Origin of the sequence: Streptomyces sp. NBC_00569, from assembly GCF_036345255.1 — a bacterium.
Taxonomy (GTDB): Bacteria; Actinomycetota; Actinomycetes; order Streptomycetales; family Streptomycetaceae; genus Streptomyces.
Window position 1 is genome coordinate 8,694,237 of record NZ_CP107783.1, and the last position, 17,128, is coordinate 8,711,364.

The 17,128-nt window shown below is 70.8% G+C and carries 18 protein-coding genes and 1 riboswitch; of the genes, 4 read left to right on the forward strand and 14 right to left on the reverse strand.

Annotated features, from left to right (window positions below; all coding sequences use genetic code 11):
- Window positions 1–43 precede the first annotated feature (43 nt).
- Entirely contained in the window at window positions 44–1,105 is a 1,062-nt protein-coding gene (locus OHO83_RS39240; protein ID WP_266667263.1) for a right-handed parallel beta-helix repeat-containing protein, read from the reverse strand.
- 105 nt (window positions 1,106–1,210) lie between these two features.
- Here OHO83_RS39240 and OHO83_RS39245 point away from each other — a divergent pair, with 105 nt between their 5' ends.
- Window positions 1,211–1,657: a hypothetical protein gene (locus OHO83_RS39245; protein WP_266667261.1), complete on the forward strand. Its 447-nt coding sequence runs from the start codon at window positions 1,211–1,213 to the stop codon at window positions 1,655–1,657.
- Between the two features lie 19 nt (window positions 1,658–1,676).
- Here the strand turns inward: OHO83_RS39245 and OHO83_RS39250 are convergent, their stop codons facing one another.
- Window positions 1,677–2,813 (reverse strand): LCP family protein, encoded by a 1,137-nt coding sequence (locus tag OHO83_RS39250; RefSeq protein ID WP_266667259.1) that lies wholly within the window; start codon window positions 2,811–2,813, stop codon window positions 1,677–1,679.
- A 67-nt stretch (window positions 2,814–2,880) separates the two neighbouring features.
- Window positions 2,881–3,390, reverse strand: coding sequence for a transglycosylase SLT domain-containing protein (locus tag OHO83_RS39255; protein ID WP_266567632.1), 510 nt, complete (start codon window positions 3,388–3,390; stop codon window positions 2,881–2,883).
- A 407-nt stretch (window positions 3,391–3,797) separates the two neighbouring features.
- Between OHO83_RS39255 and OHO83_RS39260 the strand changes: the two genes are divergently transcribed.
- Both OHO83_RS39260 and OHO83_RS39265 read left to right on the forward strand, forming a co-directional pair.
- The gene (locus OHO83_RS39260) at window positions 3,798–4,679 is read left to right on the forward strand and encodes an MBL fold metallo-hydrolase (protein WP_266667257.1); all 882 of its coding nucleotides are present in this window, start codon (window positions 3,798–3,800) and stop codon (window positions 4,677–4,679) included.
- 113 nt (window positions 4,680–4,792) lie between these two features.
- On the forward strand, window positions 4,793–6,016 hold the full coding sequence (locus OHO83_RS39265; RefSeq protein WP_266667255.1) for a cytochrome P450: 1,224 nt from the start codon (window positions 4,793–4,795) through the stop codon (window positions 6,014–6,016).
- Window positions 6,017–6,072: 56 nt separating this feature from the next.
- On the opposite strand, the gene OHO83_RS39270 is transcribed toward OHO83_RS39265, so the two are convergent.
- The 8 genes from OHO83_RS39270 to OHO83_RS39305 form a co-directional block, all read right to left on the reverse strand.
- Complete coding sequence (locus OHO83_RS39270) at window positions 6,073–7,317, reverse strand: cytochrome P450 (protein WP_266667253.1); 1,245 nt, start codon at window positions 7,315–7,317, stop codon at window positions 6,073–6,075.
- Window positions 7,314–7,928, reverse strand: coding sequence for a GTP-binding protein (locus OHO83_RS39275; RefSeq protein WP_266667251.1), 615 nt, complete (start codon window positions 7,926–7,928; stop codon window positions 7,314–7,316). The genes OHO83_RS39270 and OHO83_RS39275 overlap by 4 nt, the downstream gene beginning before the upstream one ends.
- Window positions 7,909–8,268, reverse strand: coding sequence for a DUF742 domain-containing protein (locus OHO83_RS39280; protein ID WP_266667249.1), 360 nt, complete (start codon window positions 8,266–8,268; stop codon window positions 7,909–7,911). Before OHO83_RS39280 ends, OHO83_RS39275 begins: the two co-directional genes overlap by 20 nt.
- The gene (locus OHO83_RS39285; RefSeq protein WP_266667247.1) at window positions 8,265–8,684 is read right to left on the reverse strand and encodes a roadblock/LC7 domain-containing protein; all 420 of its coding nucleotides are present in this window, start codon (window positions 8,682–8,684) and stop codon (window positions 8,265–8,267) included. The genes OHO83_RS39280 and OHO83_RS39285 overlap by 4 nt, the downstream gene beginning before the upstream one ends.
- A gap of 117 nt (window positions 8,685–8,801) precedes the next feature.
- Window positions 8,802–10,523: a sensor histidine kinase gene (locus OHO83_RS39290; RefSeq protein ID WP_266667245.1), complete on the reverse strand. Its 1,722-nt coding sequence runs from the start codon at window positions 10,521–10,523 to the stop codon at window positions 8,802–8,804.
- A 532-nt stretch (window positions 10,524–11,055) separates the two neighbouring features.
- Window positions 11,056–11,784: a hypothetical protein gene (locus OHO83_RS39295; protein ID WP_266667243.1), complete on the reverse strand. Its 729-nt coding sequence runs from the start codon at window positions 11,782–11,784 to the stop codon at window positions 11,056–11,058.
- Between the two features lie 91 nt (window positions 11,785–11,875).
- The gene (locus OHO83_RS39300) at window positions 11,876–12,589 is read right to left on the reverse strand and encodes a YoaK family protein (protein WP_405637168.1); all 714 of its coding nucleotides are present in this window, start codon (window positions 12,587–12,589) and stop codon (window positions 11,876–11,878) included.
- A gap of 42 nt (window positions 12,590–12,631) precedes the next feature.
- The gene (locus OHO83_RS39305; RefSeq protein WP_266667241.1) at window positions 12,632–13,726 is read right to left on the reverse strand and encodes a HoxN/HupN/NixA family nickel/cobalt transporter; all 1,095 of its coding nucleotides are present in this window, start codon (window positions 13,724–13,726) and stop codon (window positions 12,632–12,634) included.
- Between the two features lie 29 nt (window positions 13,727–13,755).
- Window positions 13,756–13,979, reverse strand: a riboswitch (cobalamin riboswitch).
- A gap of 89 nt (window positions 13,980–14,068) precedes the next feature.
- Here OHO83_RS39305 and OHO83_RS39310 point away from each other — a divergent pair.
- A complete protein-coding gene (locus OHO83_RS39310) occupies window positions 14,069–14,431 on the forward strand; it encodes an ArsR/SmtB family transcription factor (RefSeq protein ID WP_116500521.1) in 363 nt (120 codons plus the stop codon).
- 25 nt (window positions 14,432–14,456) lie between these two features.
- Here the strand turns inward: OHO83_RS39310 and OHO83_RS39315 are convergent, their stop codons facing one another.
- The 3 genes from OHO83_RS39315 to rho form a co-directional block, all read right to left on the reverse strand.
- Complete coding sequence (locus OHO83_RS39315; protein WP_382480806.1) at window positions 14,457–14,891, reverse strand: inorganic diphosphatase; 435 nt, start codon at window positions 14,889–14,891, stop codon at window positions 14,457–14,459.
- 153 nt (window positions 14,892–15,044) lie between these two features.
- The gene (locus tag OHO83_RS39320) at window positions 15,045–15,533 is read right to left on the reverse strand and encodes a GNAT family N-acetyltransferase (RefSeq protein WP_266667235.1); all 489 of its coding nucleotides are present in this window, start codon (window positions 15,531–15,533) and stop codon (window positions 15,045–15,047) included.
- Window positions 15,534–15,593: 60 nt separating this feature from the next.
- Window positions 15,594–16,754, reverse strand: a complete 1,161-nt coding sequence (gene rho, locus OHO83_RS39325; RefSeq protein ID WP_266667233.1) for a transcription termination factor Rho — start codon at window positions 16,752–16,754, stop codon at window positions 15,594–15,596.
- Window positions 16,755–17,128 lie beyond the last annotated feature (374 nt).

Consider the following 17,128-nt stretch of genomic DNA (forward strand, 5'->3'; position numbering starts at 1 on the left):
CTCGCTTCTGCTGGCGTGATGTGTGCGGACATGGCATGGGTCCTCAGCACCTTCCGGCGGGCACGGACACCGCGCACCTGTTGTCGCGGTACTTGTTGCCCTTGCCCTTGTCCTGGGTGACCAGGTCGGTCGTGTTGCCCATCACGAGGTTGTCGCGGATCTCGTTGCGCTGGTTGAGGGCACCCTTGAAGTTCTTGGCGAGCACGATGCCGCCCGACATCGGGGCCTTGCCCACGTTGTTCACGATGCTGTTGTCCGCCAGCAGCGAGTCCTCGACGCCGGTGAGGACGATGCCCGACCCCTGGATGTAGGGCAGGCGCGCGGTCGCGGGACAGTACTTGCTGTTGTCGTGCACGTAGTTGTTCCGCACCGTCAGTGCGCCGGGGCGCGGTTTGTTCTCGTCACCCACGAGCATCATCGCGGCGCAGTTGCCGGCCGCCTCGTTGTGCGCGACCGCCAGGTTCCGCAGCCGCCGTACGGTGACGCCGATCCGGTTGCCGAGCATCCGGTTGTGGCTGACCACCGTCCCATCGGTGTTCAGGGCTCCCTCCTCGGCGTAGACCGTGTTGCCCAGGAAGAGGCCGGCGTCGCCGTTGGCCGCGACGGTGTCGTGGCGGACCACCCCGCGCACGGACCGTTCCTGGCCGATGCCCCACTGGCCGTTCTTCTCGGAGGTCACTCCCTCGATCCGGAGACGGTCGGTACCCGTCGCCCACAGACCGTTCTTGGTGAAACCACGAAGGGTCAGCGAGCGCACGGTGACGCGTTCGACGGGCTTGCTCTTGGTCCCGGTCACGCAGATGCCGTTGCCGGCCTTGGCACATGCGTTGTCGGCGGACCTCGTGCCGGGGAGGATGACGGTGGACCGGGCGCTCGCGCCCCGCAGCGTCAGTCCGGACACGGTGATGTTGACGCTCTCGTGGAAGGTGCCGGGGGAGAGGACGATGACGTCTCCCGGCTTTGCCGTGTTCACGGCTTTCTGGATCGACTCGCCCGGTTTCACACGGTGCACCGTCCGGCAGTCGGCCGACGGGGCCGCGGCCCCCACGCTCGACGCGACGACGGCCGCGGTGCATGCGAGGTACGCAATCTGTCGCTTGGTCATATGGCGAAGCTACGAGCGGGTGTTCCGGCCCGCCACTGCTGATCGCCCAGGTGGGCCGCCACCTACGCTGTGGGTGAGCCGAACGAGCGGAAAGGGGGGCGGCGCATGGCCACTTGGGGGCTGATCGTCGAGATGACCGTGGGTACGGGGGAGCGCAAGCACATGGAGGCGTCCGTGCTCGCGCATGTCGAGGGCTCACGTGAAGAGGCCCTGGCGGAGCTGGGGGAGTGGATCGGGCGCTACACGCCGGAGCACCCCCGCAGTCCGAAGCGCACTCGGATCTTCCGAACCGCCGACGGGTTCCTGCTCGTCATCGACGGTGCCTGGCAGACCTTCAGTTCCCGGTTCACGGTCGCGGAACTGGTGAAGGACAGCGCCGCGCCGCAGCCGTCGCCGGTGCCGTCGCCCGTGCCGCCGCCCGAGGAAGCAGCGCCCCCGCCCGCCGTGCCGCCCGAGGACGCCGCTCCGGCGCGCTCGGGTCCGACCGTGGACCGGTACGCGGACGGGGTGCCGGTGAAGCCGGTCTGGCTGGGCCGCACCGACCTGCCGTGACGGCACGGGTCGAGAGGCGCTAGGTGTCCGTGGACACCGGTGAGTCGGTCCGCGCGGCGACCGAGTTGTCGGTCGCGGACCTCGGGATCGGCCGGTCGTCGCGCAGGGCCTGCCAGACCTGGTGGGACGCCTTGGTGAGCGGCAGGACGCGGCCGGCGTCCTGGGGGTCGTAAGTGACGGGCAGCGTGACCATGTTCATGTGGTCGGGGCTGATGCCCTTCAGGTCCTTCGCCAGGCCGAGCAGCTTGTCCGCGGAGGCGAGACCGGAGTCGGCGCTCACGGTCTTGGTCGCGGTGTCGGCGAGTTCGTACGTCCTGGCGGGGTTGCTGAGCACGCCGATCGACTCGGCGCGGTGGATCAGTGCCTTGATGAAGGTCTGCTGGAGCTGGATCCGGCCCAGGTCGCTGCCGTCGCCGACGGCGTGCCTGGTCCGCACGAGTGCCAGTGCCTGTTCACCCTTGAGGGTGTGCTTGCCTGCGCTCAGGGACAGATGGCTGCTGGTGTCCTTGATGGCCCGGTGGGTGGTGATGTCGACACCACCGAGCTCGTCGACGAACTTCTGGAAGCCCTTGAAGTCGACCTCGAGATAGTGGTCCATGCGGACGCCCGACATCTTCTCCACCGTCTTCACGGTGCAGGCGGGGCCGCCCACCTGGTACGCCGCGTTGAACATCGACTGATGCTCGCCCGGTGCCGTGCCGCCCGACGGCTTCGCGCACTGCGGCCGGTCGACCATCGTGTCGCGGGGGATGCTGACGACGGAGGCCATTTTGTGGCTCTTGTCGACGTGCAGCACCATCGCCGTGTCCGAGCGGGCGCCGGTGACGCCCCTGCCGTACTTGCCGTGTGTACCGGCGCGCGAGTCGGAGCCGAGGAGGAGGATGTTCATCGCCCCGTCGTGGCCCGCGTCAGGGCGGTTCTCGCCCAGTACGGCGTTGATGTCCGTGCCCTTGAGGTTCCCGTTCAGGTGTGACCACGCGTAGGCCGCACCACCGCCGCCGACAAGGACGGCGCCGAGTGCGCTGTACGTGATGACGCGCAGCCGTTTCCTGCGGGACCTGCCACGTGAGCGGTGCAGGTTCGCGGACCCGTATCCGGGGTGGTCAAGGGCGTCGGCTGAGGGCGCGTGCCCTTCGTCTCCGCTGTTGTGCGGCATGGGCGCTGCCCTCCGTTCGAGGGTTGAGGTGTGCCGTGGATCAGTTGCGGCGTGTGGTGACGACGGCTCAGTACGCGGAGTTGACGTTGTCGATGGAGCCGTAGCGGTCGGCGGCGTAGTTGGCGGCCGCGGTGATGTTGGCGACCGGGTCCGTCAGGCTGTTGGCGGTGCCGGCGACGTGGTACGCGTTGAAGGTCGGCTGGATCACCTGCAGCAGGCCCTTGGACGGGGTGCCCTTGACCGCGTTGACGTCGTAGCCGTTCACGGCATTCGGGTTGCCGGACGACTCACGCATGATGTTGCGGTGCAGACCCTCGTAGGAGCCGGGGATGCCCTTGGCCTTCATGACCTTGAGGGCCTCGTTGATCCAGGCGTCGACGTTGTTCCCGTCGGTGGCCTTCTTCGTCGACACCGAGGGAGCGGCCTTCGGCGCCGCGGCGGGCTCGGCGGCCTGCGCGGGGGACGGGGCGAAGGTCAGTGCAGCGCCCGCGAGACCGGCGGCGGCCAGGACCGTGACGGTGGCGCGCTTGAAGCGGGTGGGGCGGGCGGCAGCGGTGATCTGAGTGGAGAAGGCCATACGGGATTACCTCTTCATGCTCGGGGACATCGTGCGGCGCCGGCCGTGTGGTGGCGCTGGGAGCGGAGTGGAGATCCGCGTCCTGACCCGGGGGTCCGGAGCGAACGCCTTGGCTCGTGCTCCGACCCGCTCTCCGGGACGACAGCCATAGTTAGCGATGCCCGAGAGGGGGCGCAAGGATGTGACGTACTACCCCACTACGGAGGAATGTCCGAAATGAACCGATGTGATGCTCTCTGTGCACCGCTGGGCGGCGCTGTCCGCTACTACCGCCTCTAGTATGTGATCTGGCTCCTATGGGGTGCTTCACAGGCTCGGCCCCCCTCCGCGTTACCCAGGTCACGCGTTCAGCCCGGTGCGGAGGCCTGGATGACGCCCTCGGAGGGCGACTCTCTCAAGGAGGCGGAATGGGTGGGACCGCGCGGCCGGTCGACTTCGTGACCGAGGGGCCCGTGCCGCTGGCGCTGGACGTGAGCTGGATCCATGGATCGGAGTCGGCGAAGCACAACACCGACCCGGACATCCAGGCGCACCTCTATGACGAGCACACGGTCGTCCTGCGCCAGAACATGGCCGTGCATTACGAGGCACCCTTCCTGTTTCTGCTGTTCGGCAACGCGCGTGCCGTACTCATCGACACGGGAGCCACCGCGTCCGCCGAGTACTTCCCCCTGCGCCGGGTCGTCGACGGGCTCATCGGGGACTGGCTGGCGGAGCACCCCCGGGACGCCTATGAACTCCTCGTCCTGCACACGCATGCCCACGGGGACCACGTGGCGGCGGATGCCCAGTTCGCCGACCGGCCGCACACGCGCGTGGTCGGGGCGGACCGTGACAGCGCCTGGGAGTTCTTCGGATTCGCGGACGATCAAGGGCGAGTGGCCCGGGTCGACCTGGGCGGCCGCGTCCTGGAGTGCCTGGCCACCCCGGGCCACCATGCGGCGGCCGTCACCTACTACGACCCGCACACTGGGTTCCTGCTCACCGGGGACACGGTCTATCCCGGGCGGCTGTACGTCGAGGACTGGGCGGCGTTCACCGAGTCCATCGACCGCATGGTCGAGTTCGCGGCCACCCGGACGGTCACCCACGTCCTGGGCTGCCACATCGAGATGAGCGGCGAGCCGGGGGTCGATCACCCCGTCCTGACGACCTGTCAGCCGGACGAGCCACCCCTGGAGATGACGGTGGAGCAACTGCGGGACATCCGCCGTGCGATCGATGAGATCGGCGACCGGACCGGCCGCCACGTCTTCCCCGACTTCATCATCTGCCGCTCCGGCGAGTGAGCGCCCCGGCCTACCACGCCGACCTTCGCACCGAAACCGTGAGGGGGTCTGTCTCCGCCGACGGATGATCAATAACCTGGTGGGCGTTGCCTGTTACTGACCGAGGGAGCTTCATGTCCACCGCACAGGTCCCCGACATACTGTCGCCGGAGTTCGCCGAGAATCCGTACCCGGCCTACGCGGCCATGCGTGAGCACTCTCCGCTCATCTGGCACGAGGCCACACAGAGTTACGTCATCTCGCGGTACGCCGATGTCGAGCGCGTCTTCAAGGACAAGGAGTCGCAGTTCACGACGGACAACTACAACTGGCAGATCGAGCCGGTGCACGGCAAGACGATCCTCCAGCTCAGCGGGCGTGAGCACGCAGTCCGCCGCGCCCTCGTCGCACCGGCGTTCCGCGGAAGCGACCTCCAGGAGAAGTTCCTGCCGGTCATCGAGCGCAACTCCCGCGAACTGATCGACACGTTCCGCGCCACCGGCTCCGTCGACCTCGTGGGCGCGTACGCCACCCGCTTCCCCGTCAACGTGATCGCCGACATGCTGGGCCTGGACAAGGCGGACCACGCGCGCTTCCACGGCTGGTACACCACCGTCATCGCGTTCCTCGGCAACCTGTCCGGGGACAAGGACGTCACGGCGGCCGGTGAGCGCACCCGCGTCGAGTTCGCCGAGTACATGATCCCGATCATCCGGCAGCGCCGGGACAACCTCGGCGACGACCTGCTCTCCTCGCTCTGCGCCGCCGAGGTCGACGGCGTCCGCATGAGCGACGAGGACATCAAGGCGTTCTGCAGCCTGCTCCTCGCGGCCGGCGGCGAGACCACCGACAAGGCCATCGCCAGCATCTTCGCCAACCTGCTCACCCACCCCGAGCAGCTCGACGCCGTCCGCAAGGACCGCACGCTGATCGCCCGCGCTTTCGCCGAGACGCTGCGCTACACCCCGCCCGTACACATGATCATGCGCCAGTCGGCGACGGACGTGGAGGTGAGCGGCGGCACGATCCCCGCGGGAGCGACCGTCACCTGTCTGATCGGCGCCGCCAACCGCGACGCGGACCGCTACACGGATCCCGACCGCTTCGACATCTTCCGCGAGGACCTCACCGCCACGAACGCGTTCTCGGCGGCGGCCGACCATCTGTCCTTCGCGCTCGGCCGGCACTTCTGCGTCGGGGCGCTGCTCGCCAAGGCCGAGGTCGAGATCGGCGTGGGCCAGCTCCTCGACGCGATGCCGGACGTGCGGCTCGCCGATGGCTTCGACCCGGTGGAACAAGGGGTGTTCACCCGCGGCCCGCAGTCCCTGCCGGTGCAGTTCACCCCGGTCACGGCGTGAACAACGCGGCCGGGACCGGCAGTTGCCCGGTCCCGGCCGCGTCGTGTCCGTAGGTCTCAGTGCGACACAGGGGTGAACTGCACCGGCAGCGCGGTCAGTCCGCGCATCCAGATCGACGGGCGCCAGGTCAGTTCCTGCGGCTCCACGGAGAGCACCAGGTCGGGGAGCCGTTCCAGGAGCGTCTCCACCGCCGTACGGGCGATGACGTCCGCGAGGAGCGGGGCCGGATACGGGCAGCGGTGCTCGCCGTTGCTGAACGACAGATGGGCCGAGTTCTCCGCGCCCACCTGCGACTCGGGCCAGATCTGCGGATCGGTGTTGGCCGCCGCGAGGCCGAGCACCAGACAGTCGCCCGCCCGGATCTGCCGCCCGCCCAGCTGCGTGTCGCGCACCGCCCACCGGCCGATGAAGTTCTGCGTGGGCGTGTCCAGCCACAGCACCTCGTTCAGCGCCTGACCGACACTGAGCCGCCCGCCGGAGACGTTCAGCGCGAACCGCTCGTCGGTCAGCAGCAGACGCAGCGTGTTGCAGATCCAGTTGGCCGTCGGCTGCTGCGCCGCCGCGATGACGGAGATCAGATCCTGGACGACCTCCTCGTCGGTGAGGCCCGCCGGGTGCGCCAGCATCCGTGACGTGACGTCAGGACCCGGCGACTCCCGCTTCTCCTTGACCAGTTGCTGGATGCGCGCGCCCACCCGGCCGTACGCGGCCACCGGGTCGTCGCCCTCCGCGGCGTCCAGGGAGATCCGCAGATCGTCCACCAGCTGCTCGAAGTCGGTGCTGCCCGCGGGCATCCCGCAGAACTGCACCGCCGCCCGCATCGGCAGGGCATGGGCGAAGGCGGCCATCAGCTCGGCCCTGCCGCTGCCGGCGAACGCGTCGATGAGCTGGTCGGCGATGCGCTCGCAGTCACGGGCGAGTTCGAACTGGTCGACCGCTTCGAGGGCCTGAGTGATGACGCCCGCGCGCCGCTGGTGCTCGGCGCCCTCCGTGAACAGGACCGACGGCTGGTAGCCGACGAACGGCATCAGCGGCCAGTCGGCCGGGATGTGCTCCCACTGGTTCCAGCGTCGCGAGTCCCGGGCGAACAGCTCGTCGTGGCTCGTGACATACGTGACCTCGGGATAGCCGAGGACCAGCCACGCCGGGATGTCCCCGTCGAGCAGGACGGGCGCGATGGCGCCGTGCTCCCTGCGCAGGGAGCGGTACAGCTCCGAGGGGCTCTGCTGGTACTCCAGGCCGCTGAGGGCCACCGCGCCGGAGTGGGCGGGGCAGCCGGGCGGCGGGGTCGCGTCGGTCATGGTGTCTTCTCCCGGGCCATGGCCAGTTCGTAGAGGTGGTCGACGAGGGTGATCAGGACGTGCTTGCCCGACGACCTGACGCGCGCGTCGCAGTCGATCAGCGGCACGTGCTCGGGCAGCGTGAGCGCCTGGCGGATCTCGTCGAGGGAGAACCGGGTCCCGTCGCCGTCGAACCGGTTCACGGCGACCACGAACGGCGTCCTGTGGTGCTCCAGGCGGTCGATGGCGTACCAGGAGTCGCTCATCCGCCGTGTGTCGACGAGCACGACCGCGCCGAGCGTCCCCGAGAACAGCCGGTCCCACAGGAACCAGAAGCGCTCCTGCCCGGGGGCGCCGAACAGATAGAGCACCATCCGCTCGGTGAGGCTGATGCGCCCGAAGTCGAACGCCACCGTCGTCGTGGTCTTCGAGGAGACCGCGGCAGGCTCGTCGACGCCGACGCCCGCCTGCGTCATGACCTCTTCGGTGTTCAGCGGCCGGATCTCGCTGACGGACCGGACCAGGGTCGTCTTGCCGACGCCGAACCCGCCCACGATGACGATCTTGAGCCCGGTCTCGGCGACGTCGGCAAGCGGCGTACGGGAGGGCAGCTCAGAGGTTGCGGAGTCCATGCAGCACCTCCTTGAGAAGGGCGGAGTCGGGGAGTGAGGCGACGGACCGCGCCGCGCGTGGGTGCCGGGCGGTGATGCGGCCCGTCGCGAGGAGATCGCCGAGCAGGATGCGCACCACCGTGATCGGCAGCTTCATCTCGGCCGCGATCTCGACCACGGCCGCCGGATGCCGGCACAGGTCGAGGATGCGGACCTGTTCCGACTGCATCCCCGGCGTGGGCTCGCACTCGGCGACGACCAGGGTGACCAGGTCGAAGGTGTCGTCGTCGGCCCGGCTGCGGCCACCCGTGACCGTGTACAGCCGGTCCGGGTCACCGGTGTCGACGGGCCGGCGCGTCATGAGGACGCGCTCTCGCCGTCGTCCGTCCGTGGTTCGGCCCGCAGGTGCTCGCCGATCTGCTCGACGAGCTCGCTCATCTGGTGACCGACCACGCCCGGGTCGGCGCCGTCCTCGGCGATGACCGCGAGATGCGCGCCCTCGCCCGCCTCGACGATGAACAGCAGACCGCCGTGGAACTCGGTCATCGAGTGTCGTACACCGCCCGTACCGTCACCGAACTCCACCGAGGCGCCCTGGGCGAGCGCCTGGATGCCGGAGCAGATGGCCGCGAGCTGGTCGGCCTGGTCGAGGGTCAGATGCTCGCTCCAGCACAGCTTCAGACCGTCCCGGGAGAGCACCAGGGCGTGACGCGTGCCGGGCGTGCGGTCCAGCAGGCTCTCCAGGAGCCAGGTCAGGCTGTTGTCAGTGGTCCGCATGGCGTGTGGGGCGGGTTGTGCCCGGCGAACCGGTCACCAGCCCGTGCCTCCAATCAAACGTTCTCGTACGGGGGATGGGGGCGCCGGTGCCCGGGCGCGTGCGGGGAGCGGGGCGGGTTACTCGGCCGGTGAACCGTCGGCCTGATGGGGCACCTCGGGCGACGTGCCGGGCGTCTCGTCGCGGGCGCGCCGCGAGCGGTGGAAGGCACCGAACTGCGCACCGGCGTCGCGCGGCGCACGCGCGGACTCCTCCGCGGGCGTGCCGCCCTCGGCGGGGGCACGGTCCTTGCGGTCGCGTTCGGCCGAGGCCATGGTGCGCCCCGGCGCCCGTACCGGCAGGCCGCCCGGCGTCGCGGACGGCGGGTCCGCCTGGGCGGGAATCCCGGGCGTGGTGTCGTCGGACGCCCGCGCCGCGGGGTCCGGCGCCGTCACAGGTGCGGCAGGTGCCGCCGGGGCGGCGTGGCGGGCCGGGGGCTGCGGCGGGGCGGGGTCGCGCTGCTGGGCGAGCAGCTGCGGCGGAAGGAGGACCACGACACCGGTGCCGCCGCGGGAGGACGGCCGGAAGTTCACGCTCATCCGGTACTTGGCGGCGAGACGGCCCACCACGGCGAGGCCGAGCCGGGTGCCCTGGAGCGAGGCCAGGTCCGTGTCGTGGCCCGACACCGCGGCCTCGGCCCGGCGCATGGCGGCGTCCGCCATCTTCAGGCCGCTGTCCTCGATCGTCACGACGATCCCGGCGCTGCGTTCCTCGACGTAGACGTGGACCTCGTCGATGGGCGGCGAGAAGTTCGCGGCGTTGTCCATCAGTTCGGCGAGGAGGTGCATGACGCCCTCGGCGGCGAAGCCGGCGATCGCGGCGTTCGTGGCGCAGTGGAGCCTGACCCGCTGGTAGGCGGCGATCCGGCCGACCGCGCCGCGCAGGATGCTCTCCATGACGATCGGCTTGTTCCACGCGCGGCTGGCGCGGCCGCCCATGAGGAGGGCCAGCCGGTCGGTGAGCAACCCGAGTTGGGACGTGTTGTGGTCGAGCCTGAGCAGATCGCCGAAGACCTCCTCGCCGTGCCGGTCCTGCATGTCGCGCAGATCGGCGAGCATGCTGACCGACTTGGCCTGCACCCGGCTGAGGGCCTTGGCGCTGGCGGCCTGGGCGGCCGCTGCCCGCCGCTCGCTGGTGGCGAGTTCCCGTACGAAGGACTCCGTCAGGGTGCGCAGGTGCGCGTCGTCGGGGTGATCGAGGCCCGAGAGGACCGCGTCGGCGGTGGAGCCCTCGCGCAGCGCCGCGACGACGGCCGGCAGGGTCGCGGTGGCCAGCTCGTCCAGGTCGCGGTCGGTGCGGGCGATCCGGCGGGCCGTGTCCTGAGCGGTGGCCACCGCGGACGCCTCGCGCCGTACGGCGTCGTCCAGTTCGGCGGTGAACGCCTCGAGTACCTGGCGCAGTTGGTGGTCCGCGGGCGGCGCGGTGGCGGCGAGTGCCTCCTCGGCGCCCGCGCCGTCCCGCAGCCGCTTCGACACGGAGGGGAGCGTGACGTTCACGAGATGGGCGGCCTCGGCCCCGCGCTGCGTCAACTGCTGCTGGAGCGCCAGTGATTCGCCCTGCGCGGCCTCCACGGTGCCCCGGGCGCGCTGCTGGAGCAGGGCGGCCGTGATGAGGGAGGCGGCCACACAGAGCCAGCTGACCAGGAGCGCTACGAGCACCCAGGTGCGGGCGGCCTGCGGAGCCGCGGCGGTCACCGCGCCGACGGCCGCTCCGGCCACCACGAGGACGGCGAGGGGGACAGCGAGCGTGGAGCGCCGCGACGTGGGTGTGCGGCGCGGACTCGGGCGGGCAGGCACTGGCATTCCGCGGTCCCATCGGTGCTTGCGTGCGGGAAGGTCGTGGCCGATCGGCTCGGGTCGGCCGCACGGCCGGTCCCACCAACGGGATGGTGATCTTCCGGCACGTATGTGGCGCTCATGCTAGCCACCGCGCGCGGTGAGGGAACCGGGACAATGAACGCAGAGCGCCCGGCGGCGAAGTTCGTCGCGAAGTCGCCAGCCGGTCAGGGGGCCGTGGTAAGGGCTTTCGTCGCCATGGGCGCGTCAAATGGGGACACGTGTGCGGGTGTTGGGCGTCAGTGCGCTCGGGCCGGGGCGCGTTCATCGGTGCGTCGGCCGGTGGCCGGCTGCCCGGAGCGGCTTTCGCGTTACTACCGAGGGGCTGTTTTCAGCCAACCCCGGCCGGATGCGCGGTGGTGCGTCATGGATGCGGAGCCTCGGGGGCGCCGTTCGGCCGGCCGCAATGGAGGCGATTGTCGGCAAAGCGCGGTTGGTCAGGGGCGGAACGGACGTACGGCGCACGTGCCTCGTGCGTGACGGTCGGCGGGTGGAACGGTCAGTCCTCCTGCGGGGCGCGCGTCCTGCGCCACAGCAGGCAGGCGGCCCCGCCCGCGAGGGCCGCGCCGAAGCCGATCCGGCCCAGGTCCACGCCGCCGCCGGCGGTGCTGCCGACGCCTGCGCGTGCGCCGCGATAGTTGTCGCGTGCCAGGTTCATCGGGGTGCTCCACTGCCTGCCGTCGGGACAGGCTCCCTGCACGGACACCTGCGAGCTGGCCCCGACCGCGCCGGCGAGGCGTGCAGTCCCCCTGTACTGGGTCCGCCCGTCCTGCCCGATTCCGCCGCCGAACACGGGGAGTGTGACGGAGCCGGCGGCGAAGGCCTCGGAGCGGGCCGTGATGGAGCCGCGCCCGCCGCCGGCGCAGTAGACCGTGATCTCGGCGGTGGACGAGGCGGCCCCCACCACCGTGGGCGGCGAGAGGCGTGCCTCCGCGTAGGAGTCGCGGTTCGACGGGCCCCGGTCGCGGGTTCCGCCGTCCGGGCCCTGGTCGCGGGTTCCGCCGTCCGAGCCCCGGTCACGGGTCCCGTCGTCCGCGCCCCGGTCGAGAGGCCCGTCGTCGGAGGGGCTCAAGGGGGTGGTCCGGCCCACCGAGCCGGTCCGGCCCACCTCGTCGGGTGCGGTCACCGAGGCGGGTGCTGCGAAGGGGTGCTGCGCGGCTGCCGACCCGGGCGCGAGCGCGGTGAGGCAGGCGGTCGTCGTGATGACGGTGGCTATGGGGCAGAACATGAGGCGTCTCCGGTCCCTGTGCCGCAGCGGCAGGGGGAGCTGCGGTCCTGGTCAGGACGCTAGTGAGCCCGGGCGGACGGCGCCCGCAGGGTTAGGCCGATCGGATGTCGTCCCCGTCGGCGGCCGGCTCGCGATATCCGGCCGCGGCCACCGCCACGAGCAGGGTGCCGACGAGGAGCGGCCAGCCCAGGCCGTGGTGCAGCACGAGCAGCGCGCCGAGCCCGGCGCCCGCGAGCATCGCCACCACGGAGGTGATCCCCCGCCCCGGCCGCGGATCGGTGCCGCCCGCGAGCGAGGACTCCGAGGCGAGCCCGGTCAGCGTCATCGTGAGGACCGTCGTGGTCATGTCCGGGACCGCGAGTTTGCGGACGGTTGCGTTGCGCAGCCCCATCGCCCATGCGAGGACGGCGATGAGCGCGTACGTCGCCTCGCCCGGCCACGCGAACGCGACGGCGGTCGCCGCGGCGAGCAGGACCGCCTCGGTGACGAACACCGACCGCACCCAGGTCTGCCGCGCCCGCCCGGCGAACACTGCGGTCAGCCGCCCGGCGCACACGGCCCCCGCGAGGAACGCGCCGAGGGAGGTGAGCGACCCGAGGACGGAGAACCCGGGAGCGCCCGCGGCGGCGAAGCCGATGATGACGACATTGCCGGTCATGTTCGCCGCGAAGACCCGGCCGAGGCCCAGATAGCTGACCGCGTCGACGATGCCGCTCACGACCGTGAGGACCGTGAGGGCCGCGGGGAGGGTGGTCCTGCGCGGCACGGGCGCGGGCGCCGCTGGCGGAACGCTGGCTTCACTCACCCGCACGACCTTACGGATTCCCGGTCCCGGCGGCCCGCCGGATCAGGTCCGCACGGCCCACCGTTCCTCGACCTTCGCGAGCCGCCAGTACCCGATGGCGGCCGCCCAGACGACGACGAACAGGCCCACGATGATGAACCCCACGTTGTCCAGGTCGAGCCCCGCTATCCAGCCGGTCACCGAGTCCCGCAGATCGAGCTTGTCGTGCAGGACGCCCACGAGCTCGATGGTGCCGATCAGGAAGGCGACGGCGATCGAGAGGCCGGTGATGGCCAGGTTGTAGAACACCTTGCGCACGGGGTTCGAGAACGCCCACTGGTACGCGAAGTTCATGAACGTCCCGTCCAGGGTGTCGAACAGACTCATCCCGGCGGCGAACAGGAGCGGCAGGCACAGGATCGCGTACCAGGGCAGTCCGGCCGCCGCGCCGCTGCCCGCCATCACCATCAGCGTGACCTCGGTCGCCGTGTCGAAGCCGAGGCCGAAGAGGAAGCCGAGCGGGTACATCTGGCCCGGCCGGGTGATGGACTTGGTGAACCGGCCGAGGATCCGGTTCATGAACCCCCGTGCGTCCAGGTGCTGTTCGAGCTCCGCCTCGTCGTACGAGCCCGCGCGCATCGCCCGGAACACCCGCAGGATCCCCACCAGGGCGACGAGGTTGAGCGCCGCGATGAGGTAGAGGAAGGACCCGGAGATGGTGGTGCCCATGACGCCGAGCGTCTGATGGGTGGCGGAGCCCTCGTTCATGATCCGCCCGGCGAGCTGGGTGCCGCCGGCGATCAGCGCGGCGAGCACGACCACCACGCTGGAGTGGCCGAGCGCGAACCAGAACCCCACCGACACCGGGCGCTTGCCGTCGGCCATCAGCTTGCGGGTCGTGTTGTCGATCGCGGCGATGTGGTCGGCGTCGAACGCGTGCCGCATCCCCAGGGTGTACGCGGTGACGCCGAGGCCGATGCCGAAGGCCTTCGACCCCACCTCGTAGTGCTCCGGCACGACGAGCAGGAACAGCACGCCGAACGCGACGACATGGAGTGCGGCTATCACCGCCAGGAGCCCGGCGGTGCGGACGGTGTCCTCGCGCCGCCAGTGGAACGCGTCGCGTCCGGTCTCCGGGGGCTTTACGGGCAGGGCCATGCGGTCACGCTCCAACACCTCGTGGAATCACTTCGTGAGATGCCGTGGCCGGTCTCCTGGCTGACGGGTGTCCGCGTCCGCCCCTGCCTTCCCGGCTGCGCGCGGCAGCCAGTGGCGTGGTGGGGCGGGGCGTCCCGAGTCGTCTCGTTACCGAGGGACCCGGGGCCCGATCACAGTGGCGAGGGCCGCTTCGGTCTGGGTCCTTTGAAGGACCGTCACCGAATTCCCGAGCACCACGGCCCGCCCACAGTAGAGGCCGCTCGGCGACGCCTGCAAGGCTGCACAGCTGCGTAGGTGTGCGCGGGTATTCAAGATCACATCGGTGGCTGCGAGGATGGCGTCATGCATCTCGTCCCTGCCGAGCGCGCCGACCGCCGCACGATCGACGGCCACCGGGTCTGCGAGGCCATCGCCGCCATCGGTGAGCCAGGACACGTCCGCGCCTGGGCCGACCGGTTCTCCCTGCTCGCCGATCCCCGGCGCCTCGCGCTGCTGCTCGCGCTGTACCGGGCGGGGCCGCTGGCCGTGTCGGATCTCGCCGTGGCCACGGGCATGAACGACCCGGCGGTCTCGCAGGCGCTGCGGCTGCTGCGCGCGGCCGGCGTCGTCGAGGGGGAGAAAGAGGGCAGGATCGTGCGCTACCGCGTCGTCGACGCGGCGACCGCGGACCTGCTGGAGCGCTGCGCGACGGACGGCGCGCACTGACACGTGCGCGCCGTCAGGGCCGGTCTCAGTCCCCTCGGGCGGCGGCCCGGCGGCGCGCGGCGGCGATCTCCGCGTACGTGAGGTCGCGGCCCTCCCAGTGCGATCCCTCGACCGACTTGCCGGGTTCCAGGTCCTTGTAGACCTCGAAGAAGTGCGTGATCTCCAGACGGTCGAACTCGGGGATGTCCTCGATGTCCTGCACGGAGGTATGGCGCGGATCGTGCGCGGGCACGCACAGAATCTTCTCGTCCATGCCTTTCTCGTCCCGCATCACGAACATGCCGATCGCCCGGCATTCGACGGTGCAGCCGGGGAACGTCGGATCGCCCACCAGGACGAGCGCGTCGAGCGGATCGCCGTCGCGCCCGAGGGTGCCCACGATGTATCCGTAGTCCGCCGGGTACTGGGTGGAGGTGAACAGCATCCGGTCGAGCCTTATCCGGCCGACGGAATGGTCCATCTCGTACTTGTTGCGGGAGCCTTGGGGGATCTCCACGGTGACGTCGAACGCGTGGACCGCGTCGGTGCCGTGGGCTGCGTCGCTGTGTCGGACCTCGTTGTCCAAGCCGGCCTCCTCGTCCACCCCGAGTGTGCTCCCGGGAGTACGGGTGCGTCAGCCGATCGGGAACTCCAATTCCGGCCTGTCCCACATCACGGCGGGCGGATCGGCGGCCGCGGTGCCGGTGCGGACGGCTCCCGTGCTGCGGTAGAAGCCTTCGGCGGGCGGGTGCGAGACCACGCGGACCGAGGCGAGTCCGGCGGCGCGCGCCTCGTCCTTCATGTGGGCGACCAGCAGCCGCCCGATCCCGAGGCCCTGCGCCGCGTCGGCGACGAACATCAGGTCGAGCTCCGGCGGTGTGATCACGAGGGCGTAGAAACCGAGCACCAGGTCGTCGGCGCCGACCGCGACGAAGACGCGATGAGCCTCGATGTAGTCGGGGCCCACCCGGTAGCCGGCCACCATCGACGCGTACGGGGCCTCGTAGGCGCGGGACGTACGGACGAGCCGGGTCAGCCGCTTGGCGTCGCGGGCGGTCGCCCTGCGCACCCGGACCGCCCCGCCGGCCCCCGCGCTTTCCGGGGCTGTAATGCTCGAAGTCATAGTGAGAGTATTACGCATCCTGTCGCGCGGATCGACCCGGGACCTTGTGTGCCGGCCGTCTCACGCGGGGGGAACGGTGGACTGCACCTGCCGCAGGAACGTCGCGTTGTCCGGCGTCTGCCGGATCCGCTCGACGAGCGTCTCGAGCCCGGCGTGCCCGTCCCGCGACTGAAGCGCGCGCCGCAGACCGCGTACGACCGCCAACTCGGCCTCGGGCAGCAGGAGTTCCTCGCGGCGCGTGCCGGACTGGGCGAGGTCGACGGCGGGGTGGATCCGGCGCTCGGCGAGGGTGCGGTCGAGGCGGATCTCCATGTTGCCCGTGCTCTTGAGCTCCTCGAAGAAGTAGTCGTCGGCGCGGGAGCCGGTGTCGACGAGCGCGGTGGCGAGGACGGTGAGCGAGCCGCCCTCCTCGGCGAGCCTCGCCGCTCCGAAGAACCGCTTGGGCCCGATCAGCGCGGAGGCGTCGACACCGCCGCTGAGCGTACGGCCGCCGGACGAGGCCGTGTTGTTGTGGGCGCGGCACAGGCGCGTCAGGGAGTCGAGGAGGATGACGACGTCCCGGCCGTCCTCGACGAGCCGCTTGGCGCGCTCGACGGCCAGTTCGGCCAGCGCGATGTGCGCCTTCGCGGGCTGGTCGAAGGTCGAGGCGAAGACCTCGCCCCGCACCGAGCGCCGCATGTCGGTGACCTCCTCCGGCCGTTCGTCGAGGAGCACCACCATCAGATGGGCCTCGGGGTGGTTCGTGGCGACGGACGCGGCGAGCTGCTGGAGCAGCACCGTCTTGCCGGTCTTGGGCGGCGCCACGATCAGCCCGCGCTGCCCCTTGCCGATGGGGGTGAACAGGTCGACCAGGCGGGGCGTCACGCCGCCCTTCGCGGTTTCGAGGCGCAGTTGCTGCCGCGGGTGCAGGGGGGTGAGGTCACCGAACCGGGGCCGCCCGCGCAGCTCCTGGACGGGGCGCCCGTTGACGCGCTCGACCTCGGCGAGTACGCGCGGCCTGCCGCATGTCCCCTGGATCAAGTCGCCCTTGCGCAGGCCGAGTCGGCGGATGAGCGCGGCCGGGACCTGGACGTCGTGCGACGTCGGCAGGAGGTCGGCCAGGCGCAGGAACCCGGGCCCGTTGCCCGAGCTGTCGAGGACGCCCGCGGCCTGGACCGCGACCTCCTTCGGCTGCGACGTGAACGCCTTTGTGGTGGTGGGGGGTTCGAGTGTGGTGGTCATCGGAATCGGTCCTTTCGCGGACGTTCGTACGAGAGCATGAGTGAGGTGGGATCCGGCGGGATCGGGGCGGTGACTGCACGCCCCGCTGAGGCGGGCGGGCGAAGAGGCCCGTGAAAGCCCTGAGAAGCCTGTGGCCGGGGAGAAGCGATGCGGGGTACGGCGCGTCGGCGCCGCCTGGCGCATCGCTGACATCGATTCGACGAATCCCGCTGTCGCGGCGATTCGGAGAGGGAGACTGGCACCGGCGCCGAAGAGGCGGCTAGCACATGTGCCATTCGCACTGTAACACCATGGGGGCGCCGTCCCGCAAGGACTCACGTCACGGGCCACCGTTCCCAGCCGCCCCGTGAACCCTGCTCGACCCCTTGAGCAAA

Excerpts from the sequence above, each read along its gene's own strand:
- OHO83_RS39240 (WP_266667263.1), bottom strand. The coding sequence starts at position 1,105 with ATGACCAAGCGACAGATTGCGTACCTCGCATGCACCGCGGCCGTCGTC.
- OHO83_RS39245 (WP_266667261.1), top strand. The coding sequence starts at position 1,211 with ATGGCCACTTGGGGGCTGATCGTCGAGATGACCGTGGGTACGGGGGAG.
- OHO83_RS39250 (WP_266667259.1), bottom strand. The coding sequence starts at position 2,813 with ATGCCGCACAACAGCGGAGACGAAGGGCACGCGCCCTCAGCCGACGCC.
- OHO83_RS39255 (WP_266567632.1), bottom strand. The coding sequence starts at position 3,390 with ATGGCCTTCTCCACTCAGATCACCGCTGCCGCCCGCCCCACCCGCTTC.
- OHO83_RS39260 (WP_266667257.1), top strand. The coding sequence starts at position 3,798 with ATGGGTGGGACCGCGCGGCCGGTCGACTTCGTGACCGAGGGGCCCGTG.
- OHO83_RS39265 (WP_266667255.1), top strand. The coding sequence starts at position 4,793 with ATGTCCACCGCACAGGTCCCCGACATACTGTCGCCGGAGTTCGCCGAG.
- OHO83_RS39270 (WP_266667253.1), bottom strand. The coding sequence starts at position 7,317 with ATGACCGACGCGACCCCGCCGCCCGGCTGCCCCGCCCACTCCGGCGCG.
- OHO83_RS39275 (WP_266667251.1), bottom strand. The coding sequence starts at position 7,928 with ATGGACTCCGCAACCTCTGAGCTGCCCTCCCGTACGCCGCTTGCCGAC.
- OHO83_RS39280 (WP_266667249.1), bottom strand. The coding sequence starts at position 8,268 with ATGACGCGCCGGCCCGTCGACACCGGTGACCCGGACCGGCTGTACACG.
- OHO83_RS39285 (WP_266667247.1), bottom strand. The coding sequence starts at position 8,684 with ATGCGGACCACTGACAACAGCCTGACCTGGCTCCTGGAGAGCCTGCTG.
- OHO83_RS39290 (WP_266667245.1), bottom strand. The coding sequence starts at position 10,523 with ATGCCAGTGCCTGCCCGCCCGAGTCCGCGCCGCACACCCACGTCGCGG.
- OHO83_RS39295 (WP_266667243.1), bottom strand. The coding sequence starts at position 11,784 with ATGTTCTGCCCCATAGCCACCGTCATCACGACGACCGCCTGCCTCACC.
- OHO83_RS39305 (WP_266667241.1), bottom strand. The coding sequence starts at position 13,726 with ATGGCCCTGCCCGTAAAGCCCCCGGAGACCGGACGCGACGCGTTCCAC.
- OHO83_RS39310 (WP_116500521.1), top strand. The coding sequence starts at position 14,069 with ATGCATCTCGTCCCTGCCGAGCGCGCCGACCGCCGCACGATCGACGGC.
- OHO83_RS39315 (WP_382480806.1), bottom strand. The coding sequence starts at position 14,891 with ATGGACCATTCCGTCGGCCGGATAAGGCTCGACCGGATGCTGTTCACC.
- OHO83_RS39320 (WP_266667235.1), bottom strand. The coding sequence starts at position 15,533 with ATGACTTCGAGCATTACAGCCCCGGAAAGCGCGGGGGCCGGCGGGGCG.
- rho (WP_266667233.1), bottom strand. The coding sequence starts at position 16,754 with ATGACCACCACACTCGAACCCCCCACCACCACAAAGGCGTTCACGTCG.